The organism is Advenella sp. RU8 (genome assembly GCF_048381675.1).
Classification (GTDB): domain Bacteria; phylum Pseudomonadota; class Gammaproteobacteria; order Burkholderiales; family Burkholderiaceae_B; genus Advenella.
The window spans coordinates 52,485-75,654 of the sequence record NZ_JBLWIS010000003.1 but is presented as its reverse complement, the minus strand read 5'-3'; the positions used below and the strand labels follow the sequence as shown (position 1 = coordinate 75,654).

Below are 23,170 nucleotides of genomic sequence, written 5' to 3'. Positions count from 1 at the left end.
CATAAGTAATGGTTAATTAAGTTAATACTGGCTTAAGGCATTGGACAAAAGCCGGGCAGTTATATCAACAATAGGAATTACTCTGTCATAAGACATCCTGCTGGGGCCAATAACCCCCAAGGTGCCGATGATTTTACCATCGACCCCATAAGGAGCGGTAATGACCGAGACATTTTCCATGGGCACCAGTCGGGAATCACCGCCAATGTAGATTTGCACGCCTTGTGAGCGGCTTGAAATATCCAGCAACTGTATCAATTCGCTTTTTTGCTCGAACAAATCGAACATTTTTCGCAAATAATTCATGTCGGCGGTCATATCAGTCACATCAAGCAAGCGGCGCTCGCCCGAAATAAGCACGGTTTCCTCTTCAGATGCATCGGTGCCGGCATCTACCGCTGCCTGCATCAATTGAGAAATATCCTCTTTCAATTCGGCCAGTTCACGTGCCAATTCAGTGCGCACCACATCAAAAGACTTGCCTGAAAAGTGCTGGTTGAAAAAGTTGCCCGCTTCCAGCAACTCTTGCTCGGAATAATCACGGGCAGCGGACAGGATGCGGTTTTGCACGTCACCATCCGGGGTCACGATAATCAGCAGAATACGTTTTTCAGACAGGCGGATAAATTCGATATGACGAAACACCTGGGACCGCTGCGGCGTTAAAACCACACCGGCAAACTGGGTCAGATTGGACACCAGTTCAGCCGCCGCATTCATGGCTTTGCCAGGCGAAACATGCAAGAGAGCATCCTTGATCTCACTATTGATGTTTTCAGGCGACAAGGTCTGGTAATGACGCACGGCCAGCAGACGGTCTACAAACATGCGATAGCCCTTGGGTGTTGGTACCCGACCGGCCGACGTATGTGGGCTGTGAATCAGGCCAAGCTCTTCAAGGTCTGCCATGACATTGCGGATAGTAGCCGGAGAAAGCTCAAAGCGCTTTGATAGCGTACGTGACCCAACCGGCTGCCCGTCTTCAATATATTGTTCAATTAAAGCTTTCAGTAAAGCACTAGCGCGTTCATCCATATTGCGATATCTTATAAATTCCCATTTACATGTATGATATTTTTTACCAGCGACTCAATCGCCGTATTCAGGAACATGCTGAAATTACGGTTAAGATGTCGTAATATCCACATTTACCTTATTGTATATTGTTTTTGACATGCATTTTTCAACCGTCGCACTTATTGGCCGATATCAGGATTCCGGCATGGATGCCCCTTTGCGGGCACTTGCCGCTGTCCTGACAAATGCCGGGCGAACAGTACTAATAGAAGAAGAAACCGCCACCAATACAGGCGTTGCCGAACTGCCTGCCGCGACAATCGAAGAAATTGGCAAACAGGCCGACCTGGTTATTGTAATGGGTGGTGACGGCACCATGCTTGGGGCTGCACGCCTGCTGGCCCCCTACAATATCCCGCTCATTGGCATCAACCATGGTCGCCTGGGTTTTATTACCGACATCCCGCTGCAAAATGCCTTACAAGCCATCCAGGCCGTCCTGGATGGCCATTTCACCCTTGAATCGCGCACCCTACTGGAAGCCTCGGTGATTCGTGGCGGACAAACCTTGACCACGGCGCTCGCCCTTAATGATGTGGTATTAAACCGTTCGGGCCGCAGTGGCATGATTGAAATCAGCGTCGAACTTGATGACCAGTTCATGTACAAGCAGCGCTCCGATGGCCTGATCATTGCCACCCCAACCGGCTCGACGGCATACGCCTTAAGTGCCAATGGCCCCATCTTGCACCCAGGGGTTAATGCTTTCCTGCTGGTACCGGTTGCGCCGCAAACACTGTCTAACCGCCCTATTGTCATTCCCACCAGCGGCACCCTAAAGCTCACGCTGACCGAAATTGGCCGGGCCGAAATGGGCGCCAGCGTGCATTTTGACATGCAAACCTGGTCCAACCTTCAACTGGGCGACCAGATTACCGTCAAAAAAGCACAACACCAGATCCAGTTCCTGCACCCCAAAGGCCTTAGCTTTTTCTCAACCCTGCGCAAGAAACTGCACTGGAACATCATGCCCGAGTCATAAAGACAAGGTTAATCTCACTCATGCTGCATTCATTACATATTCGCGATTTTGTCATTGTTGATCAAATTGACCTGCATTTTGATCAAGGTTTTACGGTTTTTTCCGGCGAAACCGGTGCCGGAAAATCCATCCTGATTGACGCCCTTGCACTGGCGCTTGGTGGCAAGGCTGAAACCTACTCCATCCGTGAGGGTGCTGATAAAACCGATATCAGCGCGGTTTTTGACTGCCCGGAATCCCTGCATGACTGGCTGCAAGAGCAGGACATGGACGACAGCGAATTAGTACTGCGCAGGGTGGTGGATCGGGCAGGAAAAAGTCGGGCGTTTATCAATGGCGTTCCTGCCAACCTTTCCCAACTGCGCCACCTAGGCCAGTATCTGGTTGATATCCACGGCCAGCATGCCCACCAAAGCCTACTTAAAAACAGCGCCCAACGTGAGTTGCTTGATGCACATGCCGATAATGCCAGCCTGCTGAAAACCCTTGCGCAACAATGGAAACAATGGCAAAGCCAAATTCAGCATTTCAAGCAGTCGCAAGAGAATGCAGCCCAGCAAAACCTTGAGCGTGAACGCCTGGAATGGCAACTACAAGAAATTACCAAGCTGCAGCTTGGCAAAAATGAATGGGAAAACATCAGCACCGAACACAACCGGCTGGCACACGCCTCCTCTTTGCTGGAGGGCGCTTCACAAACCCTCAATACGCTGGATAGTGAAAACCAGTCGCTGGTGTCCGAACTGAACAGCGCCACCCAACGCATTGCGCAACTGCTGAAAAATGATCCGGCCCTGCAAGGCATTTACGATGCCCTTGAGTCAGCCCGGATTGCCTGTGTCGAAGCCGCCTCTGACCTGAACAGTTATCTGGACAAGGTAGACCTTGATCCACTTCGCCTGTCAGAGCTTGAAAACCGCATGCGTACTATTTTTGATACAGCCCATAAATTCAGGGTGGAACCCGAACAGCTCCACGATCTTCAGCAAACACTTGAAGCCAATCTTGCCCATTTCAATAAAATCAGCAATCTTGAAGAACTGGAAAAAAGCATAGCGCAAAGCAAGGCCGCTTATATGGAAACAGCGGCAATCCTGTCCGGGAAACGTCAAAAAACCGCTGCCACACTCAGCCAGGAAGTCACCCAGGCCATGCAAACCCTGGCCATGCAAGGGGGTGTTTTCGAGATCCAGTTACAACAAGGAGAACCCGGCCCACATGGCCTTGAACAGGTCGAATTCAATGTTGCCGGCCATGCCGGCACCACGCCACGTCCTTTGGCTAAAATCGCATCCGGTGGAGAGCTGGCCCGTATTTCCCTGGCGTTGTCGGTCATGGCTAACAAGGCCGGCAGGGTACCTACGCTTATTTTTGATGAGGTAGATACCGGTATTGGCGGCGCAGTGGCCGAAGTCGTTGGAAAACTGCTACGTGAACTGGGGGGGCGCCATCAGGTATTGTGCGTTACACACCTGCCACAGGTAGCTGCCTGCGCCCAACAACACTTTCAGGTCCAGAAAAACCAGAAAAACAAAACGACACATTCAGAAATCGTTTTACTGGATGAACAGGAAAGAATCAATGAAATTGCCCGCATGCTGGGTGGGGTCACGATAACCGAAACCACCCGTGATCATGCAAGGGAAATGCTGAATCTCAAGGCTTGACCCCTTTTTTTACGAAAGGGGAAAACGATATTATTTCAAATGGTTTTTAGAAAAGTGCTTGGCTTCGCAGTCTGCGCAAGTGCCATACAAAACCATTGAGTGGCTTTCAAGATTGAAATTATAGTCTTTGGCAATTTTATATTGCCGTTTTTCAATTTCAGGATCGGTAAACTCATCTACTTTGCCGCAAACTGAACAGACCAGGTGATCATGATGATCGCCGTCGTCAAGTTCGAACACGGCCTTGCCATTGTCGAACTGGCTGCGCGTTAAAATACCCGCCTGCTCAAATTGGGTAAGCACACGATAAACCGTGGCAAGACCAATATCGACATCCTCATTAATGAGTAAACGGTAAACATCTTCCGCACTTAAATGACGCGATTCTGATTTACGGAATATATCCAAAATCTTAAGGCGCGGAAAAGTTGCCTTAAGGCCCATGTTTTTCAATTCGGTCTGATCGTTTATTTGATCGTTCATATCACCCACACTAAATCATGCTGATTCAGCATCATAGTCAAATTTAGCCACAAAGAAAGGGTTTATTGAAAAAATTTCCAAATATTTCAGTGCAATCAAGCCCATAATTGCCCAGAACTATTATCATAACACTTTTAAATGTCCAAATTATCATAGGATATTCACCCAAGTCATGAATAATACTGCACTTTTCCTTCGTCTCCGTAAAGGACTGTTTATATCTGCCCTTGCACTTACTGCACTAACCGGTTGCTCATCAGGAAAATGGGGCTTTCCTTATGTCGCCCCTGTACAGCAAGGCAACTGGATTACAGAAGAAAACGTGGCACTATTACAAAAAGGCATGACTCCCGACCAGGTTCGTTACGCCTTGGGCTCACCTACCCTGATCGACATTTTCCGTCCTGACCGCTGGGACTATCCCTATCACTACCAACCCGGCTATGGTGAACCGGTCACGCGAAACTTTTCAGTCTGGTTCGTCAATGGCGTGCTAGATCGCTGGGAAGGCGACCAACAGCCCAATTTCCAGCCCTATGAGCAAAATGCTGCTGCCAGCACTGTGACTACCCCTACAACAAATTGATACTGCACCAGCAGCAATCAATAATTATCAAAACCAAAGGTTATTTACATGCGTATAGCTATTTCCGGAGCCAGCGGCCGCATGGGCCGCATGCTCATTGAAGCGGTTCTCGAGCACCCTGAACTTGAACTTGCCGTTGCCCTTGATCATTCGGGTAGCGAACACCTTGGCAGCGATGCGGGTGCATTCCTGGGCAAACCAACCGGGGTTACCATTACCGATGACTTGTCGGCACTGAGCAACAGCGATTGCTTAATTGATTTCACTCGCCCCGAAGGCACCCTGAAACACCTGCAGGCTTGCTGCGAATACAAAACCAAAGTAGTCATTGGCACTACCGGCTTTGACGCTGCAGGTATTCAAGCCATCGAAGCGGCCGCCCAAGAAACCGCTATTGTATTTGCCCCAAACATGAGCATTGGCGTGAATGCCACTTTACGCCTGCTTGAACTGGCGGCACAATTACTCAACACCGGCTACGATGTTGAAGTTTACGAAGCGCATCACAAGCACAAGGTGGATGCGCCTTCAGGGACCGCGCTGAAAATGGGTGAAGTCATTGCCCAGGCCTGGGATAAAAAACTGGATGATATTGCCGACTGGGCCCGTCACGGCCACACCGGACCACGCAAAGAAGGCCAAATCGGCTTTTCGGTGGTACGTGGCGGTGACATTATTGGCGACCATACCGTCATGTTTTGCGGCACCGGCGAGCGAATTGAAATTACCCACAAATCATCCAGCCGCGCCACTTATGCCCAAGGCAGCCTGAAGGCCGCCCTGTTCCTGCAAAACCGTGAGAGCGGCCTGTTCAACATGCAAGACGTGATTCAAGGTTAATGCCTGAATAAAACAGGCTGTGTCTTGCCCGGAATCAGAAAATTTAGAACCCGGTACCTACAAAAACAGGTTCCGGCTCTAATGAAACGCCAAATTTCTGCCTGACATCACCGGCAATGGCCTTTGCAATAGCGATAATATCTGCCGCACAGGCATTGCCGGTATTAATAATGACCAAAGCCTGCCTTGCATGCACGCCGGCATTACCCAATTGCCGCCCTTTCCAGCCACACTGGTCAATCATCCAACCTGCCGCCAGCTTATAACTGTTATTGGGCTGCTCATAGGCAACAATCCCAGGAAACTGCTCTTTTAATTGCCAATAATGCTGTGCAGAAACAATCGGGTTTTTAAAAAAACTGCCTGCATTACCCGTTACCTTTGGATCCGGTAACTTGCGCCGGCGAATCTCGCACACAGCATCAAGAACGGCCTGTGCAGCAAGACCGGACTGCAATCCTTCATATTGCTGAAGATCAGGGTAAGAAAGTACAGGCACCCATTGCTTGGGCAGGCGAAACCGCACTGCCGTGATAATCAAACCTTTGCCATCTTCGTGCTTGAAGATACTGTCACGATAGGCAAAACGGCATTGTTCATTATTAAATATACGCTCTGTTTGCGTCAACGGATCATAAGCCACCACAGAATCGAGCCGGTCTTTTACTTCTACGCCATAAGCACCAATATTTTGCACAGGCGCTGCACCGACCGTCCCGGGTATCAAGGCCAGGTTTTCCAACCCATACCAACCTTGCTGTGTGCAATAAACCACAAAATCATGCCAAATCTCACCAGCAGCGGCTTCTACCAACCAGTCAGTGTCAGATTCCCGCACAAGACAAATCCCTTTGAGTTGGTTATGAACCACAATTTGATCGACTTGTTCACTTAATACAACATTACTTCCACCCCCCAGGATGAAGTAAGGAACCCCCGGCTTCAACAATCCCGAAATACCCGTTAAATCCTTTTTATTACAAAGACTTATGTAGTTTCTAGCCAATGATTTCAACCCCAGGGTATTCAAACGGCTCAGGTCTTTCTGTTGTATAAAATCCATATTTCCAACTATTCAAATAACGTTTTTTTGACATTATAAAGAAATAAATGCTATTATTTCATCTTTCTTAAGCACTTCTTGCTTATTTCAAAAAACAGGCAAATAAAAAAATGCTTGCAAACTGAAAAAAGATTGCTTATAATTTAAAAATTCACTGATTCAGCACTGTTCTGAAAATAGTGAAAAATGCGGGAATAGCTCAGTTGGTAGAGCGCAACCTTGCCAAGGTTGAGGTCGCGAGTTCGAGACTCGTTTCCCGCTCCAGAATTCAAATTCATAGATTTTATATCTGTGAATATAAAAAAAGGACCTTACGGTCCTTTTTTTGTTTCTGCTGAAAACTTACATTTCAAACGCTCATTGTTATTTTTCTTTTGCTGCCTCTTTTGCATTGGGATTAAATAACAAAAAACCCGCATTCATCTGTTTCATCATATCGGCAAACATATTGTTCCAGGGTATGGCATTTGCATTACCCGCCATTTCAGTCGACTGCTGCTGCCACTGCTGCAATATTTCCGTTAAACCGGACATGAACAACTGCTGGTTTTCAAGCGCCCGCTGCGCTAATTCACGGTTGCAATTAGCGCATTGCGACAAGCCCTCCAGAAGATCATTAAGCGTTTGCCCCTGAAACTGCCCATTGTTTAATTTAAGCAGCTTTTCCATATTCCCCTTGCTCTCACCAAAAGCCTTGGCAACAAACTCACCCCAGCGCTGATTATTTTCCTGAAACAGCTTCCCCATACGCTGGGACAACTCCAGATTTGCACTTAATAATGCCTGTGGCAACTGATTACCTGATCCCGCTGATGCTTTATGACTAGAAACCATGATTGTCCCCTTGAATGTTGAAAAATTAACATCACCTAAAGAAATAAGTTTTAATTTCATCCAACACGAACCAACTTCTTACCCTTCCCGTCACATCCTGCCTGTTGATTATACCCCCAGTATAGAAAAAAATATTTTACAAAACAATGCGTTACATCAACAAGGACCCGATCCTCACCCGCAACTCAACTTAAGCCCCCCCCCATGCAATCAAGCACTTCCCACGCAATCAAACTGACCACATGCAAAAAAAACAATTAATTGTCAAAATGATGCGTAGTTACAACAAAAAAACATATAAAAACCTTTCAAAGGATGTTTTTGCTGTTTTTTTATAACAAAAAAACAAAATTTTAAATTAATGATGCTATACTTATTTTCTTATTAAGTCTTAAGCACTGAATAACAGCGATTGAAAGATCCGATCCAATCAGTTGCATGTACTAAATGGCGCAGTAGCAAAGCGGTTATGCAGCGGATTGCAAATCCGTCCAGAGCGGTTCGACTCCGCTCTGCGCCTCCAGTAAAGACTTATCAATATGCGGGAATAGCTCAGTTGGTAGAGCGCAACCTTGCCAAGGTTGAGGTCGCGAGTTCGAGACTCGTTTCCCGCTCCAAATTCCAAAAAAGCCCAGACTTCGGTCTGGGCTTTTTGTTACCATCCCCTGCCGCCAGCAGATATAATCAAAATCCCAGTCGTAAATCCACTTATATAGTAATGAGGGTATTCTCATGTGGCTAATTATTGCCCACTTTCTAATTATCACGGGACTATCGATTCGTGTATTGCTCAGGCCTAACCGCGATCCAGCATCACGGGTTGCGTGGATCCTTTTTATTATGGCCCTGCCCTACGTGGGCGCATTAACCTACCTGATGCTGGGTGAAGTTCGTCCCAACAAGGGCCAGGCTCACCCACAGCCCCTTAAGGACGCCCTGACACCAATTTCCAGCCCCCCCTCAGACACCGGCATTGCCCCAATCAGCTCGGCTGGATTTTCAATCGGCAAATCTATCAGTGGCTTCAATCCGGTTGGCGGCAACACCGGGCATTTGCTTGATGACTCGAACGCCACAATTGATGCTTTGGTTGCTAATATTGATGCCGCCCTTGAACATGTACACCTTCTTTTCTATATCTGGCTGGCAGATACCAACGGATGCAAAGTGGTTGCAGCCCTGGTGCGGGCAGCCCAACGTGGCGTTACCTGCCGCGTGATCGTCGATGACCTGGGATCACGCAACTTTATCCGTAGCGAACACTGGCAGACAATGAATAAAGCGGGCGTGCAACTGGCGCGCGCCCAACCCATTGGCAACATTCTGGTACGCATCCTGAAAGGACGCATTGACGTTCGTAATCACCGCAAAATTGTTGTCATTGACAACCGGATCACTTATTGTGGCAGCCAGAACTGTGCCGACCCCGAATTTGCCATCAAGGCAAAATACGCCCCCTGGGTTGATGCCGTCATTCGGTTCGAAGGACCGATTGCCCGACAAAACCAGCTGCTATTCCTGACCGATTGGCTTATCTGCACCAATGAGGATTGCCGCGAACTGGCGCAGCAGCCCATGCCGCTACCAAAGCCGGGTTTCATCGCCCAGGTTATCGGAACCGGCCCCGAGAATCACTATTCCGCCACGCCAGAGCTGTTTGCCACACTCATGTTCAGCGCGCAGCAGGAACTGGTCATTACAACCCCGTACTACGTACCTGACGACTTTATGCAGTCAGCACTTTGCAGCAGTGCCCGCAGGGGAGTTTCAACAACGATTATCCTGCCAGCCCGCAATGACAGCTGGTTCGTGGGTGCGGCAAGCCGCAGCCATTATTCTGAATTACTGGATGCCGGTGTCCGGATTTATGAATACACGGGTGGCTTGCTACACGCCAAAACACTGACCGTTGATGACAAGACAACCCTGATTGGTTCTGCAAACATGGACCGGCGCAGCTTTGAGCTGAATTTCGAGAACAACATTCTGTTCCAGGATGAAGCATTGAGCCAGGCCATCCGCGAAAGACAAGCATCATACATCAGACAGTCAAAACCGATTGAACAAACCGACGTAGACGCCTGGAGCGCACTCTACCGGCTTCGCAACAATATCCTGGCCATACTCAGCCCGGTTCTCTAAAGGCTTGGGCAGGACATACAAAGCCTGCCTTCTTCCAAACTCAACCGGGCCACCGGGCCACATCCACGATATCCTCAAAGGCGCTCAACTGAAGATGCCGGGCGTAAAACCGCGGTTACTGACAACACGATCACAGCCAGAATCAATGGTGCAAATGAAACCCAAAGCACCATATCCCAGCCATAAGAAGCCAACAAATTACCTGAGGCAAATGAGCCGATAGCCATCGTGCCAAATACAATAAAATCATTAAATGATTGCACGCGTGTTGCTTCTTCTGGCCGGTGGCACTCAAGTACCATGGCTGAGGCGCCCACAAAACCAAAGTTCCAGCCCACCCCCAATAAAATCAGGCTCAGCCAGAAATGCGCCACATCAATGCCTGCCAAACCTATCATGGCCGAGATGGCAATCATCAGCAAACCTGCCGTTACCACACGACCAGCCCCGAAACGCGTTATTAATCGCCCGGTAAAAAAACTGGGCAAATACATGGCAATCACATGCCACTGCATACCCAGATTAGCCATCTCAAGAGGGTGACCACACATTTGCATGGCCAGGGGAGCCGATGTCATGATGAAATTCATGAGCAGGTAAGAAACCGCCGCACAAATAATGGCGGTGACAAAACGGGGCTGTCGCAAAATTAATGAAAGTGGCCGGCCACCGGCTTCTTTGCTGGCCGAGGGACGCGGCAAACAAACGCCAAACAACACGATTGCAGACAAAGCGGCAACAGCCGCCTGCACTAAATAAGTAATGGCAAACGTATAGGGCTGCCAAAAATCCATGGTATAAGTTACCAGTTGCGGCCCTATGACACCAGCAGCCACACCGCCCCCCATTACAAAAGAAAGGGATCTGGCCCGCATTTTTGGTTCAACCCCGTCAGCGGCCGCAAAACGAAAAGAAAGGACCACCGCGGCATAAGCACCACCAAAAAATGTCGCCAGACAAAACAACCAAAATGAACCCAGCACCACAGCCAGCGCTGACAGCAAACCCACCAATACGCCACACCCTGTGCCCGCCATGAAAGCCATGCGGCGGCCATAACGCCGGGCAAGCCGCCCCATAGGCAAGATACAGGCCGCCATGCCCACCACAAAAATACTGATTGGCAAGGTTGCCAATGATTTATCCGGGGCCAACACATTACCAACAATTGCCCCCGTTGCATAAACAACCACCGAATTGGCCCCTGCCAAAGCCTGGGCAACGGTAAGGCGGGCGATATTCCCTCGTTGCTGGCGCCGAGACAAAGCCGGCGTGATCTCTTCCAATGCGGCGGTTTCAGGATGCGACAAGATTTACCCCAAATAAATTTATATTGAAATCTAATGTCACATATTACTGAATTTCATAAACATATAAATAAAAAACACAACAACACAATGATAAAATTCTTTATTTGCAGACAACTATCATTATTCAACGCATGTCACCACAACACCCCATCCATAAAAAACCAAAAATCGGCCTTATCCTGGGCAGCGGATCTGCCCGTGGATGGTCACATATTGGGGTCATACAAGCATTGGAAGAAGCAGGTATCAAGCCGGACATTATTTGCGGTACCTCAATTGGCGCCCTGGTAGGCGCTGCTTATGCGGCAGGTGAAATTGATGTTTTCACGAAATGGGTCCTGGACCTCAAAATTGGCAATGTGCTCTCTTTTATGGATGTCCATCTGAATGGTGGGTTCCTGAAAGGTGAAAAAATCATGAATTTTTTCAAAGACCATTTCATGGACAGAAACATAGAAGATCTCAACCTGCCATTCGGCTCGGTCGCCACCTCCCTGACCACTGGCAACGAGATCTGGATCCGTGAAGGATCTACCGTTGATGCAGTCAGGGCTTCATTGGCCCTGCCCGGTTTATTTACCCCTTTTATTCGTGATCAGGAAATTCTGGTGGATGGCGGCTTGGTCAATCCGGTACCGGTTTCCCTAGCCCGTGCGATGGGTGCCGATTTTTTGATTGCGGTAGACCTGAACTCGGACTTGATTGGCCGGTATTTTTATAACCCGCCCGCACCTGCATTTTCCTTTGGCAACAATGTCCCCGAATGGCTTCGCAAGCTCCAGCAAAATTTTGGCAAGCCAGCTAACCTCCAGGAAGGTACTCCCTTACCACTGAAAACCCCATCATTACTGGATGTCATCGCTTCCAGCGTGAATATCATGCAAGCGCAAATTACCCGCAGCAGGATGGCCGGAGAACCACCGCACATTATTATTGCGCCACAACTGGCCCACTTAAGCCTGCTGGATTTTCACCGTGCCGCTGAAGCGATCGAGGAAGGACGCCGCGCCGTTGAGATTTGCCTGCCCGCACTTGATAAACTGAAAAAACACAAAAAGCTCTGAATTTAACTTACCCTTACCGCCAGCATTATTTGCAAGATAGCAAAGGCATGTCGATAAAACCTCGCCATCTACTGACTGATGTCGTCATATTGCATCAAATCCCCCGTCAACAAATGTTTTTTTCAAACAGATCGGCTATCCTTATTGCCATAAATAAAGTTCAACAAGGATAGCAACATGAAACTCAAAAACTATGTCTTAGCAGCACTCGTCTCTATATTTGCCCTTTCAGGATGCAATACAGTCAAAGGGATTGGAGAAGACATTTCAGCGGGTGGCCAGGCAATCGAAAGAGCAGCCAAATAATCAACAAAAGGTAAAGGTACGTCGGGCTCTTGGCAACGATTATGATGCCAGGTTATATGCCCCGACTGCCCGTAACAACAAGACACGAAAGGAACGACTATGGACAAAAACGTGCTGGACGCCATCAAAAAATGGCCTGATGTTCCTGCCGTTTATGGCTGGTTATCCCTGGACCTGAACGGAAAATGGAAACTTCACCCCGCCGGTTCATATCAACCTGGCAAGCCTGGCGAATCCATAAGCAGCCCGCAGATCAACGAATTCATCAACCGCAACTATGCTGCAACGGAAAACGGTGAATGGTTTTTCCAGAATGGTCCACAACGTGTTTACGTCTGCCTTGAGCATGCGCCCCATGTACTGCATCTGGCCGAAGACAGCCACACACTTGAGACACATACCCGTCAAACGGCACAAACCATACAAGCGTGGTATCTGGATGAACAGGGCTTCCTGTATGCACAAACAAATCTTGGTGCCGCTATTATTTATGGCCGGGATACACCCAAGGTCATTGAGCATTTTTCTATTGCCAATCCTGATAACCATGGCACATGCCTGGATAGCCTGTCAGAAAATCACCTGCATTCACTTGAACAAGGAGAGCAACTACTTGTTCATTACTGGCAACATCCCGAATACAGCGCACCCTTACAACAAATTGACAGCAGGCAGATCCCTGAAAAAATGAATTTTATTGCCCGGCCCATGGCGGGATAATTTTTAACAGGCCATTGCAAACTTAAGCGATAATCCATGTATTATTGTACGTAAACACAATTACCCGTAATCTATGACTTATCACGAATCTTCCTTTTATTTTCCGGCACCGGTTGAGCAACGTTTTTGCTCACAATGCGGCTCTGCCCTTACCCGCAAAATCCCCCCCGATGACAACCGCGTGCGCGACCTTTGCGAAAACTGTGGCGCCATCCATTACAAAAATCCATTGGTTGTCGTTGGCACGGTACCGGTTTGGGAAGATAAAATCCTGCTCTGCCGCCGCGCCATCGAACCCCGCTATGACAAATGGACTTTACCTGCCGGTTTCATGGAACTAAGTGAAACCAGCAGCCTGGGCGCCATTCGTGAAACCACCGAAGAAGCGGGTGCGGACATCACATTAAAACAGCTTTACACCGTCATTGATGTCCCCCACGTTAACCAGGTACACATGTATTTTTTGGCTGAGGCTAAAAATCCGACACTGAATCCTGGCCCGGAAAGCCTGGAAGCCCGTTATTTTGGTATTGATGAAATACCCTGGGAGGAGCTGTCTTTCCGTACGGTTACCCAAACGCTAAAACGTTATATCAAAGACAAGGAGCTCGGTGTTTTCACCACTCACTACCTTTCCTTATCCTAAATCCTAAGTAATGACGCTTCCCTGGCTAGACCTGCAAACCCCGTTTCCACCGCCAGAGTTTGCCCTGAAAGAACCGGATGGGCTATTGGCATGCGGTGGTGATTTATCCACCGACCGCATGATCAGCGCCTATCGCCAGGGCATTTTCCCGTGGTATTCCGAGCCACAACCCATCCTGTGGTGGACTCCCTCCCAACGCATGGTCCTGAAATGCCAGGATTTCATCATCTCCCACAGCCTGAAGAAAAAACTCAGGCAAATTGCCAGGCAAGAAGCCTTACCCAATCCTGCCATTCAAATCAAGGTAGATACTGCCTTTATCCAGGTCATGCAGTCCTGTGCCGCCCCCAGGGAAAACCAGGGCGGCACTTGGATTAGCCAGGACATTATTACTGCCTATGCCAGCCTGCATACGCTTGGACTGGCCCATAGCATCGAAACCTGGGTTGACGGCAAGTTGGTCGGTGGCCTTTATGGTGTTTCAATGGGCAAAATGTTTTATGGCGAATCCATGTTTTCCAATATGAGCGATTGCTCCAAGATCGCACTCGCCTATACCGTCCGTTTCCTCGATAGCCACGGCGTGGAATGGATAGACTGCCAGCAGGAAACCCGGCACCTTGGCAGCCTTGGTGCAAGCCCGGTTACACGCAAGCTGTTCATGGAACACCTGAAAATCGCCATTCCCCAAACCCCGCCTCCCTGGAAAGCGGGAATTTTATTTTCGGATGGCCATATCTATTGAATCCATCACTGGTATTTGAGTATATTTAACTCATGAGTGAAATTCATGACCCAAACCTGCATATATTGCATTACTACTTAACGGCTTCCTACCCTTGCAGTTATCTTGAAGGCAGGGTTGCCCGTTCGCGGGTTGTTGCCCCAGGCCATCTGGTTAATGCCAAGGCGTATGCGACCTTGTTAAGAAGCGGCTTTCGTCGCAGTGGCCTGTTCACGTATAAACCCCAGTGCGATAATTGCCAGGCTTGCATTTCAGTCCGCATCAACACGGCCGTTTTTAAACCAAGCTCAACCCAAAAACGCGTTTTCAAACGGCACCGTGACCTGTCCGCCCGCAAAGTTCCGATGCAATGGAGCAGTGAACATTTTCTGCTGTACTGTCGTTACCAGCACCAACGTCACCCTGATGGTGGCATGGACGACCAGGGAAGAGAACAATACGAGCAATTCCTGCTGGCCAGCCATGTCAACACCGAACTGGTTGAATTCCGTTCCTCCGATGGTGTTTTGCGTATCGTGTCCATTATTGATATCAGTGATGACGGCCTGTCTTCCGTCTATACCTTTTACGATCCTGACTACCCCGGCAGCCTGGGTACCTATTGCATTTTATGGCAAATAGAACAATGCAGGCGGCTTGGCCTGCCCTGGCTGTATCTGGGATACTGGATCAGGGAAAGCCCAAAAATGTCCTATAAAACACAGTTCCGGCCCATTCAGCAATATATAAACCAGCAATGGATTGACTACATTCTGGGACAGGAATAGTTTTAAGTAAAAATAAGCATTAAAATGCACGGATTACATTATTTTTCTTAGCCATGTTCAATACATTTAAACTTTATCCCTTTGTTCGCCCACTGCTCTTTTCAATGGATGCCGAGACGGCGCATGAAATGACATTGAAATCATTGCAAAAAGCCCACCATTGCAAGGTTACCCGTGAGTTGTTAAAAGGCAATCACACCCTGCTTCCCACCACCTTAATGGGCTTACCCCTGCGTAACCCCGTCGGGCTGGCTGCAGGACTGGATAAAAACGGGGAATGCATTGATGCACTGGGCCAGCTTGGCTTTGGCTTTATTGAAGTGGGCACGGTCACCCCCCGCGCCCAGCCAGGTAACCCCAAGCCCCGCATGTTTCGCCTGCCCCAGGCCGAGTCCCTGATTAACCGTATGGGCTTCAACAATCATGGGCTTGATACTTTCCTGCAAAATGTACAGAATAGTGAATGGCGGGCAAAAAGAGGCGTCCTGGGCCTGAACATAGGCAAAAATGCCGATACCCCCATCGAAAATGCCGCCAGTGACTACCTGATCGGGCTTGAAGGCGTATATCCATTTGCCGATTATGTCACCATTAATATCTCTTCTCCCAATACCAAAAACCTGCGTGCCCTGCAGGGTGGCGACGAATTAAGTGATTTATTGCGGCAAATTGCCGACAAACGCAAGGAACTGGCTGACCGTTATGGCCGCCGGGTACCGGTAGTCGTCAAGATTGCCCCCGATCTGGAAGCAGAGCAAATCCAGGCTATTGCCCATATTTTGCCGCGTTTTGAAATCGATGGTGTGATTGCGACCAATACAACCCTTTCCCGCGATGCGGTTCAGGGGCTTAAACACAGCGAAGAAAGCGGTGGCCTGTCAGGCCCGCCGGTTCATGAGCTGTCGCTTAAAGTCATTGAGTCCCTCAGGAAAGAAATGGGACAGGATTTTACAATCATTGGCGTTGGCGGCATCAACTCAGGCAAACAGGCACTTGAAAAAATCAATGCTGGTGCCAATGCAGTACAGCTATACACCGGCCTTATTTACCAAGGCCCCAAACTGATTGCCGATTGCATTAATGAACTTAGAAAATGCGATGTTTTCATGCGTAAATAAAACCATGCATCAATGCCCGCTTTAAAAGCGGGCATTGATAAAAAAAATGCCTGTAATATCCATAAAAAAGAGCCCTTTAAAAGGGCTCTTTTTACTAGCAGGCTTAAAACCGATTAGTTACGACCACCGGCACGGGCTGCTGTTTTTGCTGCATTGGCCACATTATTGGCGGCAGCGGTAGTAGCGGCAGTGGCTGATTCTGTTGCCTTGATGGTGGCATTAGCAGCGGCGGTCAGGTTGCCTTCGGCAACTTCAACAGCCTGTTTCGCTGCTTTATTCAATGAATCATAAGCAGTGTTAGCAGTTGCCAAAGAAGATTTCAGCAAGGCAACGGCGCTTTCAGAACCGGTAGGCGCATTTTTAGCCAATTGATCGATGGTTTCAGCAATTTGCTGTTGGCCTTCGGCAACTTGGGTTTCTGTCAACTTGATCAGTTCGTTGCTAACGCTTGAGATAATGTCATAAACATTTTTTGTGTAAGCAACCGCTTTCTCGGCGTTAGGCTGTGCCAGTGAAGAAACGAACGCAACCGCTTCCTGTGGATCTTTCAATTCTGAAGCCTGTTGAGTCTGCTCAGCAGCTTCACCCAAAGAAGCCTTGATGACTTTCATGTTAAGGTCAACCAGTTTCTCGAAGCCACCAAAGATAGAACCTTGTAAGGCAACAAAAGTGTTGATGGCTGTTTTTTGACGGTCCAAGATTTGTTGAGGAATTGCGCTCATGATATGTCCTAGGTATAAATAAGTTTATGAAGTAAAAAGCTGCTACACGATAAGTTGAACAGCCGGTTGCAATATCATTTTCAGGAAATTACTGCCAACCTATTTATATTGCACCGCACAATTCAAATTATACGTTATTCCAGTTGCCGGTCAAGTGTTTTTTTGTGCATCGCACAAATAATTACAAGAAAACCCAAAAAAAACCTAACCAATTGAAATGTAATTACTTTTTATTAAGTCTTGATGACAGACCACTTTTACATCACGTTATGTTTACCCGCTAATTTTGTGGCTGTCTTTATGACACTCATAGCCCAGGTCTGTCGAAATTTTGGCGGCGGTGTCTATCAGCAGCTCTACCCATTCATCGCGCATCCGCTCTGAAGGGGAAGAAATGGACAGGCCAGCCACCAATTTGCCACTATCGTCAAAAATACCGGCAGAAATACAACGTACACCCAACTCAAGCTCTTCGTTGTCCCGGGCATAGCCATGACGACGCACAAAAGCCAATTCTTTTTCAAGACGATCAAGGTCTGTAAGACTATTGCCAGTGGTACCGCCAAGTCCGGTACGCAATGCATAGGCACGCACACTTCTGGGTTCGGCCGCAGCCAGGAAAAGCTTGCCAACCGAAGTAAGATGCAATGGCGCACGGCCACCAATCGCCCGAACCACCTGCATGCCTGAACGCTCGCTCCAGGCACGATCTATATAAACAATGTCGTCACCCTGCTGGATGGACAAATTAATGGTTTGCCCGGTAAGGCGATGTAATGCCTGCATATGTTCATGTGCAATTTCCCTGACGTTTAGTCGATCCTTGACCAGGGAACCCAATTCAAGCAAGCGCATGCCAAGCTGATACATGCCGTTATTGACCCTGTCTACATATCTACCTGCGGCAAGATCATTCAGGATCCGGTGTGCCGTTGACGAATGCAAATTGGACAAGGCGGCAATTTCTTTCAGGGAAACAGGCTCTTCCTGCTCTGCCAGCACATCAAGCAATTTCATGGCCCGTTCGAGGACCTGAATGGTAATGTCGGAAGTACTTGATGCTTTGACCGGGGGTACGATTGGACGCTTAGCAGTCATTTCTATAACTTTGGATGTTGCAATGCAATATATTTTATCCCATGATGTGAAAAGAAGCTATGCTTATCTTGATGCAAATAAGCATAGCTTCTTGAATGCCTAACGGCTACAAAGCCATAGGGACTAAAAAGTGAATCTCCCCCCGGCCCTGAGGATTTCTCCTTTGAGATAGGAAAATGCCTCTTGTACGGCAGGAGACGGCCCTTTTACACCCAAATCGACAAAGGGCGGATTATTATCCCTGGCCACCGTAGGCAAACTGAATGTCCTGACACCCGGCCAATTAAGCTCGATAAATTCCAGTGCCGGTGTAATTCGGGATTCCGGCAATGAATAAGCCAGAATGGAATGCTCTTCGATTCGCTCAAGATTATGATATTGCGCATACCGCTGGTCAAGCGTCCATTCAATCATGGGCCATGCCATTTCAGGAAAACCAGGCACAAATGTATGATCCTGAATGAAAAAACCCGGAATTTTATTATAAGGGTTAGGAACGATTTCAGCCCCTTTGGGAAAGACACCCATTGCCAGCCGACGCTGGTTTTCCGGTGTTCCCATGTCTATGCTGCCACGGCCTTCTTTGGCCAGTTCCTGAAAACGTGCGGTAATCAGCTTGGCTGCAATAGGGTGCAATTCAAGTTCAACCCCCAAAGCGAGCGCAACGGCATCGCGGGTTTTATCATCGGGGGTAGCACCAATGCCACCACAAGAAAATACAATATCGCCAGATGCAAAACTGCGTTTGTATTCCTGCACAAGCGTATCAAGATCGTCAGGTAAAAACCGGGCCCATGACAATTGTATTCCCCTGCTGGAGAGCATCGAAATGACTTTTGACAAATGCTTGTCTTCGCGACGTCCTGAAAGGATTTCATCACCAACGATAAACAGACCAATTTTTCTTGTCGAGCTATTACTCATTTTTCTCACCTTTTGGGCGGCATTGCCCAAATACCAGATTACGGCATAATTGATAGATTATGCACAGCACATAAATTTTGACTTGAAAACAATTATTGCTTTATGATGATAAGCCAATCGGCAGCGGAAAAACAGCCTCTGGCGCCTTGCCGGCATTGTTTTTTACGTCTGCCGCCTTTTTACGACTATTATTGATTATGTTAATTCAAAATCCAAGGCAACACGCTTCCGCTATCGTCAACAAACTGCATAATCCCAACGTCTGGCTCATCGCATGTTATTGCGCACAGTGGTGCGACACCTGCAAAGAATACTTTGATTCATTTGTGGAGCTCAGCCAGCGGTTTCCCCAACACCTGTTTGTTTGGGTTGACATAGAAGACGAGCCTGAACTGCTTGATGATATTGATATCGAAAACTTTCCCACGCTATTGATACAGATTGAAGGAAAGAATCATTTTTTTGGCACCATGCTACCTTACATCAGCCACCTGGAGCGAATATTGCAAAATATCCGCCCCGATAGCCCTGTCCAGCCGGATGGCCCTTCTGCGTTCAGTCGCTTGATTCAGCAGGCTTGATGTTTTTTTTAGGGCGTCCGCCCAAGAGTATGGCCAACTGTGGCTGCTTGGCCGTGGCCTGGTGTTCCATCCACTTTTGCTCCTGCTGCAACCGCTGGGCCTCTTTTTGAGGATCTTTTGCCGATGGCTCATAAGGCTTGAGGAAAAAATCGTCAATAGGTGCCGGCCGTGAACCGGGAAAAGTTCGCTTGAAACGCTCGCCCTTGCCACGGCTACGAGAATCACTAGCGGCTTGGCTACGATTCTGGAATACATCCGCAATATTAAGCGTCCCACGCGGCACTTTAACCTTAATGAGTTTTTCTATATCCTCAAGCAGTTTTTCTTCGTGCTCGGTATACAGGGCGATAGCCTCGCCAGAGGCGCCCGCCCTGCCAGTACGGCCAATTCGGTGCACGTAATCTTCAGGGTTAAACGGAAGATCCACGTTGATCACACAAGGCAAACCGGCAACATCCAGCCCGCGGGCAGCCACATCAGTTGCCACCAGCACAGCGGTTTCTCCCGACTTGAAAGAATCCAAAGCCTTAATGCGCTCGATCTGGGATTTGTCGCCGTGAATGGATTCAGCCTTGATACCTTCTTTTACCAATTCACGGGTCAAACGACTGGCCCCAATTTTGGTATTCACAAAAATAATGACCTGGCTAAGATTGCGCGACTTGAGCAAATGCAAAACGGCTGCTTGCTTGTTGTTGCCAGATACCGGATAGGCTATCTGTGTCACGTTTTCGGCAGTGGCATTTTGCGGTGCCACATTGATCTCGATAGGAGATTTAAGGAAAGTTCGTGCCAGCTTCCTGATTTCCCCGCTAAAAGTGGCGGAAAACAGCAGGCTTTGCCGGGACTTGGGCAACAGCTTTACAATGCGCTCAAGATCGGGCAAAAAGCCCATATCAAGCATTCTGTCTGCCTCATCAAGAACCAGGGTGTTCACCTGGGACAAATTGATGGTTTTCTGTTCTATGTGGTCAAGCAAACGGCCTGGCGTTGCAATCACCAGTTCGCACCCTTTACGCAACTCTTCTTTTTGCGCAGAGATATCCACACCGCCAAACACAACCGCGACACGCAAGGGACAACTTTCGCTATAACGCTTGACACTATCGGCAACCTGGTCGGCCAGTTCCCGGGTTGGAGCTAAAATTAGCGCACGCACCGGATGCCGGGCAGGCGAAGTGCTGTTGCTGGCATATGGCATTAAGCGATGCAACAGGGGTAATGTAAAGGCCGCGGTTTTACCGGTTCCGGTTTGGGCCGCTCCCATGACATCACGGCCATCGATAATGGCTGGTATGGCTTGGGCCTGAATAGGTGTAGCGACTGTATAGCCACTGGCTGAAATGGCCGTTAATAGATCGGGGTGAAGACCAAATTCACTAAAAGACTTCACACTTTCAGCATTGGCATTAGAGGTATCCGTCATTGGGTCCTGAACAATAAAATAAAATATCTGTATTTGCAAAAATATGCAAAAAAATAACAATTAACTGCTTATTTTACTACTCTGGCATCCCATATTAGCCGATTCATGAAAGTCTGGACTGAATTTATGCAAAAACCCAGCGCAATAACCACAAGGTCCCCATGCCAGCGGCAATCAACACCAGAATGCTCCGGAAGCGGAAAAACGCCAGACCAGCCACCAGGCCGGCAAACAACTCGGCCCCGATGCGAGGCATTTCACCCTGGGCCCAAGGGAGCAGGCTTGGCACAATAATGGCAACCAGTGCGGCTACCGGCGCATAACGCAAGCCGCTTTTTACATTATCAGACAAGGGGATATACCCGCCAATCAGCAAGTAACCAACCCGGGTAATAAAAGCGCATAACACCATCAGGGCCGTTGCTTTCAATACATATTCAACGCTCATTTAACGCCCCCTTTTATTGTTTTACTGCCATGTTTGCCATACTTTTCGGCCAGGACGCCCGCCGCCACTCCGACAATAATTGCCACAAACAAGCCAAGCCTGAAAGGCAACTGTTGCCCCACCCAGGAGGCCACCGCAGCGGCCACCACCGTCACCAACATGGGGTGGGTCCGCACCATGGGAATCACGATGGCCAGCAAAGTGAATACACCGGCATACTCAAGCGACCAGGATCCCGGAATATAACTGCCGACATAAATGCCCAACACCGTAGAAACTTGCCATACGAGCCATAGCAGGACAGAGCCCGACATATAATAGCCATAATACATGCCAATACGGCCAACCCGCTGCTGGCGAAAACGGTTCATGAACAGGACAAAGCCGACATCGGTTAAAAAGTAACCGGCCACGATTCGCCGTACAACCGAAAAATGCCTGAAATAAGGATACAAGCTGGCGCCAAAAATGATAAAGCGCAGGTTAACAATCATTGCCGCAAAAAAGATAACCCATAAAGGCGCATTCAAGGCCATCAGCGGAGCCACTGTCAGTTGCAGGGAACCGGCATAAACCAGAAATGACATGAGCACGGCCTGCCAGGCGGCAAGCCCATAATTGACCATCGCCACTCCGGTCACAAATCCCCATACAGACAAGGCAAACAGGTTTGGCGCAATATGTCTGCTGCCCATGAGCCAAGCCATTTTTTTTATTGAAAGCCGGGAGGGCAGCGCTTTTACCCCCGTTGATAACTGCACGGACAATTCGACTTCCTTGTACAATGATTGAAATTATTAACAGAAGTCTGAATTCTAGCAAAGCATGGACGTTTTCTTTAAAATGGAACCAGGTTTCATCCAGAAACAGGCTTATTTTATTTACAGAGTTTGCCTCCAAGCCCTGTATTTGTCACGATATAATGTTTTGGCTATCGCATGCCCAGAAGGAAAAAAATGTCATCTCAAGCAACACAAGAACCTATTATTGTTACTGCACAAGACCTGCCTTTGCATTGCCCGGGCCCCAATGCGCCCCGCTGGAGCCTGCATCCCCGTGTTTTCCTGGATGTCAGCAAAACCGGTGAAGCCAGCTGTCCCTACTGTGGTACTCATTACAAATTAAAAGAAGGCGAAAAAGTGCATGGGCACTAAAACATCCGGTACCACCAAACGCAGTGTTTTCACCAGCCCTGCCGAAGTGGAGCAATCCTTTTACGAGGCGCTTCGCGAGGCAGACCTGACCAAACTCATGCGAACCTGGGCAGATGATGAAGACATCGTCTGCATTCACCCCAATGGCGAGCGCCTGGTTGGCTCCCAGGCCATCCAGGCTTCCTGGAAAGAAATCCTGGCAAAAGGACCGCTTAGCATCGAAGCAAAAATACCGGTCATTTTTCATCATGGCATGATTGTGATACATACCATTCTTGAAAGGCATTACTTTGCGACCTCAATGGGGCAAAAAGAAATGCTTTGCCATGTCACCAATATTTTCCAGAAAAGCCGTAGTGGCTGGCACCTCATTTTGCACCATGCCTCCATCGCTCCCCCTGATACGGTCATGGACGACTTGCATCCGGCAACCAGCATGCTGCTGCATTAACCCCAAGAACGTTACT

25 protein-coding genes, 3 tRNA genes and 1 pseudogene are annotated in these 23,170 nt (G+C 48.5%); 18 read left to right on the top strand and 11 right to left on the bottom strand.

From position 1 onward, the window contains the following. Positions 1-21: 21 nt before the first annotated feature. The gene (gene hrcA / locus ACM5Q9_RS05380) at positions 22-1,035 is read right to left on the bottom strand and encodes a heat-inducible transcriptional repressor HrcA (RefSeq protein WP_418143714.1); all 1,014 of its coding nucleotides are present in this window, start codon (positions 1,033-1,035) and stop codon (positions 22-24) included. A gap of 139 nt (positions 1,036-1,174) precedes the next feature. Between hrcA and ACM5Q9_RS05375 the strand changes: the two genes are divergently transcribed. Together ACM5Q9_RS05375 and recN are read left to right on the top strand one after the other, a co-directional pair. After that, entirely contained in the window at positions 1,175-2,059 is an 885-nt protein-coding gene (locus tag ACM5Q9_RS05375; protein ID WP_418143713.1) for an NAD kinase, read from the top strand. Positions 2,060-2,079: 20 nt separating this feature from the next. Then, on the top strand, positions 2,080-3,726 hold the full coding sequence (gene recN / locus ACM5Q9_RS05370) for a DNA repair protein RecN (RefSeq protein ID WP_418143712.1): 1,647 nt from the start codon (positions 2,080-2,082) through the stop codon (positions 3,724-3,726). A 30-nt stretch (positions 3,727-3,756) separates the two neighbouring features. On the opposite strand, the gene fur is transcribed toward recN, so the two are convergent. Further along, positions 3,757-4,197 carry a ferric iron uptake transcriptional regulator gene (fur, locus tag ACM5Q9_RS05365; RefSeq protein WP_418143916.1) on the bottom strand — a complete coding sequence of 147 codons (441 nt, stop codon included), beginning with the start codon at positions 4,195-4,197 and terminating at the stop codon, positions 3,757-3,759. A 184-nt stretch (positions 4,198-4,381) separates the two neighbouring features. On the opposite strand from fur, the pseudogene ACM5Q9_RS05360 reads away from it, so the two are divergent. Together ACM5Q9_RS05360 and dapB are read left to right on the top strand one after the other, a co-directional pair. Further along, a pseudogene (locus ACM5Q9_RS05360) lies at positions 4,382-4,750 on the top strand (outer membrane protein assembly factor BamE); the annotation flags it as partial. A gap of 93 nt (positions 4,751-4,843) precedes the next feature. After that, positions 4,844-5,635: a 4-hydroxy-tetrahydrodipicolinate reductase gene (gene dapB / locus ACM5Q9_RS05355; RefSeq protein WP_418143711.1), complete on the top strand. Its 792-nt coding sequence runs from the start codon at positions 4,844-4,846 to the stop codon at positions 5,633-5,635. Positions 5,636-5,678: 43 nt separating this feature from the next. Here dapB and murB read toward each other — a convergent pair whose 3' ends face one another. Further along, positions 5,679-6,698, bottom strand: a complete 1,020-nt coding sequence (murB, locus tag ACM5Q9_RS05350; protein WP_418143710.1) for a UDP-N-acetylmuramate dehydrogenase — start codon at positions 6,696-6,698, stop codon at positions 5,679-5,681. 188 nt (positions 6,699-6,886) lie between these two features. Here murB and ACM5Q9_RS05345 point away from each other — a divergent pair. Then, a tRNA-Gly gene (locus ACM5Q9_RS05345) sits at positions 6,887-6,962 on the top strand. Between the two features lie 99 nt (positions 6,963-7,061). On the opposite strand, the gene ACM5Q9_RS05340 is transcribed toward ACM5Q9_RS05345, so the two are convergent. After that, positions 7,062-7,532, bottom strand: coding sequence for a hypothetical protein (locus tag ACM5Q9_RS05340; protein ID WP_418143709.1), 471 nt, complete (start codon positions 7,530-7,532; stop codon positions 7,062-7,064). Positions 7,533-7,981: 449 nt separating this feature from the next. Here ACM5Q9_RS05340 and ACM5Q9_RS05335 point away from each other — a divergent pair. The 3 genes from ACM5Q9_RS05335 (at position 7,982) to cls (ending at position 9,674) form a co-directional block, all read left to right on the top strand. Beyond that, positions 7,982-8,055, top strand: a tRNA-Cys gene (locus tag ACM5Q9_RS05335). A gap of 18 nt (positions 8,056-8,073) precedes the next feature. Further along, positions 8,074-8,149 (top strand) — tRNA-Gly (locus tag ACM5Q9_RS05330). 115 nt (positions 8,150-8,264) lie between these two features. Beyond that, complete coding sequence (gene cls / locus ACM5Q9_RS05325; protein WP_418143708.1) at positions 8,265-9,674, top strand: cardiolipin synthase; 1,410 nt, start codon at positions 8,265-8,267, stop codon at positions 9,672-9,674. A gap of 74 nt (positions 9,675-9,748) precedes the next feature. Here cls and ACM5Q9_RS05320 read toward each other — a convergent pair whose 3' ends face one another. Further along, positions 9,749-10,984, bottom strand: a complete 1,236-nt coding sequence (locus tag ACM5Q9_RS05320; protein ID WP_418143707.1) for an MFS transporter — start codon at positions 10,982-10,984, stop codon at positions 9,749-9,751. 131 nt (positions 10,985-11,115) lie between these two features. Between ACM5Q9_RS05320 and rssA the strand changes: the two genes are divergently transcribed. The 7 genes from rssA to ACM5Q9_RS05285 all read left to right on the top strand — a co-directional run bounded on the left by rssA (position 11,116) and on the right by ACM5Q9_RS05285 (position 16,350). After that, positions 11,116-12,048: a patatin-like phospholipase RssA gene (gene rssA / locus ACM5Q9_RS05315; RefSeq protein ID WP_418143706.1), complete on the top strand. Its 933-nt coding sequence runs from the start codon at positions 11,116-11,118 to the stop codon at positions 12,046-12,048. A gap of 177 nt (positions 12,049-12,225) precedes the next feature. Further along, positions 12,226-12,354, top strand: coding sequence for an entericidin A/B family lipoprotein (locus ACM5Q9_RS05310; RefSeq protein ID WP_418143705.1), 129 nt, complete (start codon positions 12,226-12,228; stop codon positions 12,352-12,354). A 99-nt stretch (positions 12,355-12,453) separates the two neighbouring features. Beyond that, on the top strand, positions 12,454-13,074 hold the full coding sequence (locus ACM5Q9_RS05305; protein WP_418143704.1) for a DUF2946 family protein: 621 nt from the start codon (positions 12,454-12,456) through the stop codon (positions 13,072-13,074). 73 nt (positions 13,075-13,147) lie between these two features. Beyond that, complete coding sequence (locus ACM5Q9_RS05300; RefSeq protein ID WP_418143703.1) at positions 13,148-13,720, top strand: NUDIX hydrolase; 573 nt, start codon at positions 13,148-13,150, stop codon at positions 13,718-13,720. Positions 13,721-13,730: 10 nt separating this feature from the next. After that, a complete protein-coding gene (gene aat, locus ACM5Q9_RS05295; RefSeq protein WP_418143702.1) occupies positions 13,731-14,465 on the top strand; it encodes a leucyl/phenylalanyl-tRNA--protein transferase in 735 nt (244 codons plus the stop codon). 32 nt (positions 14,466-14,497) lie between these two features. Beyond that, positions 14,498-15,232, top strand: coding sequence for an arginyltransferase (locus tag ACM5Q9_RS05290; protein WP_418143701.1), 735 nt, complete (start codon positions 14,498-14,500; stop codon positions 15,230-15,232). 53 nt (positions 15,233-15,285) lie between these two features. After that, positions 15,286-16,350, top strand: coding sequence for a quinone-dependent dihydroorotate dehydrogenase (locus ACM5Q9_RS05285; RefSeq protein WP_418143700.1), 1,065 nt, complete (start codon positions 15,286-15,288; stop codon positions 16,348-16,350). A 113-nt stretch (positions 16,351-16,463) separates the two neighbouring features. Here the strand turns inward: ACM5Q9_RS05285 and phaP are convergent, their stop codons facing one another. The 3 genes from phaP to ACM5Q9_RS05270 form a co-directional block, all read right to left on the bottom strand. Beyond that, positions 16,464-17,072, bottom strand: coding sequence for a TIGR01841 family phasin (phaP, locus tag ACM5Q9_RS05280; RefSeq protein WP_418143699.1), 609 nt, complete (start codon positions 17,070-17,072; stop codon positions 16,464-16,466). Positions 17,073-17,345: 273 nt separating this feature from the next. Continuing rightward, complete coding sequence (locus tag ACM5Q9_RS05275) at positions 17,346-18,170, bottom strand: IclR family transcriptional regulator (protein ID WP_418143698.1); 825 nt, start codon at positions 18,168-18,170, stop codon at positions 17,346-17,348. A 123-nt stretch (positions 18,171-18,293) separates the two neighbouring features. Beyond that, the gene (locus ACM5Q9_RS05270; protein ID WP_418143697.1) at positions 18,294-19,094 is read right to left on the bottom strand and encodes a competence/damage-inducible protein A; all 801 of its coding nucleotides are present in this window, start codon (positions 19,092-19,094) and stop codon (positions 18,294-18,296) included. A 197-nt stretch (positions 19,095-19,291) separates the two neighbouring features. On the opposite strand from ACM5Q9_RS05270, the gene ACM5Q9_RS05265 reads away from it, so the two are divergent. Beyond that, the gene (locus ACM5Q9_RS05265) at positions 19,292-19,675 is read left to right on the top strand and encodes a thioredoxin family protein (RefSeq protein WP_418143696.1); all 384 of its coding nucleotides are present in this window, start codon (positions 19,292-19,294) and stop codon (positions 19,673-19,675) included. On the opposite strand, the gene ACM5Q9_RS05260 is transcribed toward ACM5Q9_RS05265, so the two are convergent. From ACM5Q9_RS05260 to ACM5Q9_RS05250, 3 genes are all read right to left on the bottom strand, one after another. After that, a complete protein-coding gene (locus tag ACM5Q9_RS05260; protein WP_418143695.1) occupies positions 19,650-21,101 on the bottom strand; it encodes a DEAD/DEAH box helicase in 1,452 nt (483 codons plus the stop codon). The genes ACM5Q9_RS05265 and ACM5Q9_RS05260 overlap by 26 nt on opposite strands. Before the next feature lie 124 nt (positions 21,102-21,225). Beyond that, the gene (locus ACM5Q9_RS05255; RefSeq protein ID WP_418143694.1) at positions 21,226-21,549 is read right to left on the bottom strand and encodes an AzlD domain-containing protein; all 324 of its coding nucleotides are present in this window, start codon (positions 21,547-21,549) and stop codon (positions 21,226-21,228) included. After that, complete coding sequence (locus ACM5Q9_RS05250; RefSeq protein ID WP_418143692.1) at positions 21,546-22,244, bottom strand: AzlC family ABC transporter permease; 699 nt, start codon at positions 22,242-22,244, stop codon at positions 21,546-21,548. Before ACM5Q9_RS05250 ends, ACM5Q9_RS05255 begins: the two co-directional genes overlap by 4 nt. A 261-nt stretch (positions 22,245-22,505) precedes the next feature. Here ACM5Q9_RS05250 and ACM5Q9_RS05245 point away from each other — a divergent pair, with 261 nt between their 5' ends. Both ACM5Q9_RS05245 and ACM5Q9_RS05240 read left to right on the top strand, forming a co-directional pair. Continuing rightward, entirely contained in the window at positions 22,506-22,703 is a 198-nt protein-coding gene (locus tag ACM5Q9_RS05245; RefSeq protein WP_418143691.1) for a zinc-finger domain-containing protein, read from the top strand. Continuing rightward, complete coding sequence (locus ACM5Q9_RS05240) at positions 22,693-23,154, top strand: YybH family protein (protein WP_418143690.1); 462 nt, start codon at positions 22,693-22,695, stop codon at positions 23,152-23,154. Before ACM5Q9_RS05245 ends, ACM5Q9_RS05240 begins: the two co-directional genes overlap by 11 nt. Positions 23,155-23,170: the final 16 nt, after the last annotated feature.

Bases quoted from the DNA above. Each gene is read 5' to 3' on its own strand.
- hrcA (WP_418143714.1), bottom strand. From the start codon at position 1,035: ATGGATGAACGCGCTAGTGCTTTACTGAAAGCTTTAATTGAACAATAT.
- ACM5Q9_RS05375 (WP_418143713.1), top strand. From the start codon at position 1,175: ATGCATTTTTCAACCGTCGCACTTATTGGCCGATATCAGGATTCCGGC.
- recN (WP_418143712.1), top strand. From the start codon at position 2,080: ATGCTGCATTCATTACATATTCGCGATTTTGTCATTGTTGATCAAATT.
- dapB (WP_418143711.1), top strand. From the start codon at position 4,844: ATGCGTATAGCTATTTCCGGAGCCAGCGGCCGCATGGGCCGCATGCTC.
- murB (WP_418143710.1), bottom strand. From the start codon at position 6,698: ATGGATTTTATACAACAGAAAGACCTGAGCCGTTTGAATACCCTGGGG.
- ACM5Q9_RS05340 (WP_418143709.1), bottom strand. From the start codon at position 7,532: ATGGTTTCTAGTCATAAAGCATCAGCGGGATCAGGTAATCAGTTGCCA.
- cls (WP_418143708.1), top strand. From the start codon at position 8,265: ATGTGGCTAATTATTGCCCACTTTCTAATTATCACGGGACTATCGATT.
- rssA (WP_418143706.1), top strand. From the start codon at position 11,116: ATGTCACCACAACACCCCATCCATAAAAAACCAAAAATCGGCCTTATC.
- ACM5Q9_RS05310 (WP_418143705.1), top strand. From the start codon at position 12,226: ATGAAACTCAAAAACTATGTCTTAGCAGCACTCGTCTCTATATTTGCC.
- ACM5Q9_RS05305 (WP_418143704.1), top strand. From the start codon at position 12,454: ATGGACAAAAACGTGCTGGACGCCATCAAAAAATGGCCTGATGTTCCT.
- ACM5Q9_RS05300 (WP_418143703.1), top strand. From the start codon at position 13,148: ATGACTTATCACGAATCTTCCTTTTATTTTCCGGCACCGGTTGAGCAA.
- aat (WP_418143702.1), top strand. From the start codon at position 13,731: ATGACGCTTCCCTGGCTAGACCTGCAAACCCCGTTTCCACCGCCAGAG.
- ACM5Q9_RS05290 (WP_418143701.1), top strand. From the start codon at position 14,498: ATGAGTGAAATTCATGACCCAAACCTGCATATATTGCATTACTACTTA.
- ACM5Q9_RS05285 (WP_418143700.1), top strand. From the start codon at position 15,286: ATGTTCAATACATTTAAACTTTATCCCTTTGTTCGCCCACTGCTCTTT.
- phaP (WP_418143699.1), bottom strand. From the start codon at position 17,072: ATGAGCGCAATTCCTCAACAAATCTTGGACCGTCAAAAAACAGCCATC.
- ACM5Q9_RS05275 (WP_418143698.1), bottom strand. From the start codon at position 18,170: ATGACTGCTAAGCGTCCAATCGTACCCCCGGTCAAAGCATCAAGTACT.
- ACM5Q9_RS05270 (WP_418143697.1), bottom strand. From the start codon at position 19,094: ATGAGTAATAGCTCGACAAGAAAAATTGGTCTGTTTATCGTTGGTGAT.
- ACM5Q9_RS05265 (WP_418143696.1), top strand. From the start codon at position 19,292: ATGTTAATTCAAAATCCAAGGCAACACGCTTCCGCTATCGTCAACAAA.
- ACM5Q9_RS05260 (WP_418143695.1), bottom strand. From the start codon at position 21,101: ATGACGGATACCTCTAATGCCAATGCTGAAAGTGTGAAGTCTTTTAGT.
- ACM5Q9_RS05255 (WP_418143694.1), bottom strand. From the start codon at position 21,549: ATGAGCGTTGAATATGTATTGAAAGCAACGGCCCTGATGGTGTTATGC.
- ACM5Q9_RS05250 (WP_418143692.1), bottom strand. From the start codon at position 22,244: ATGGGCAGCAGACATATTGCGCCAAACCTGTTTGCCTTGTCTGTATGG.
- ACM5Q9_RS05245 (WP_418143691.1), top strand. From the start codon at position 22,506: ATGTCATCTCAAGCAACACAAGAACCTATTATTGTTACTGCACAAGAC.
- ACM5Q9_RS05240 (WP_418143690.1), top strand. From the start codon at position 22,693: ATGGGCACTAAAACATCCGGTACCACCAAACGCAGTGTTTTCACCAGC.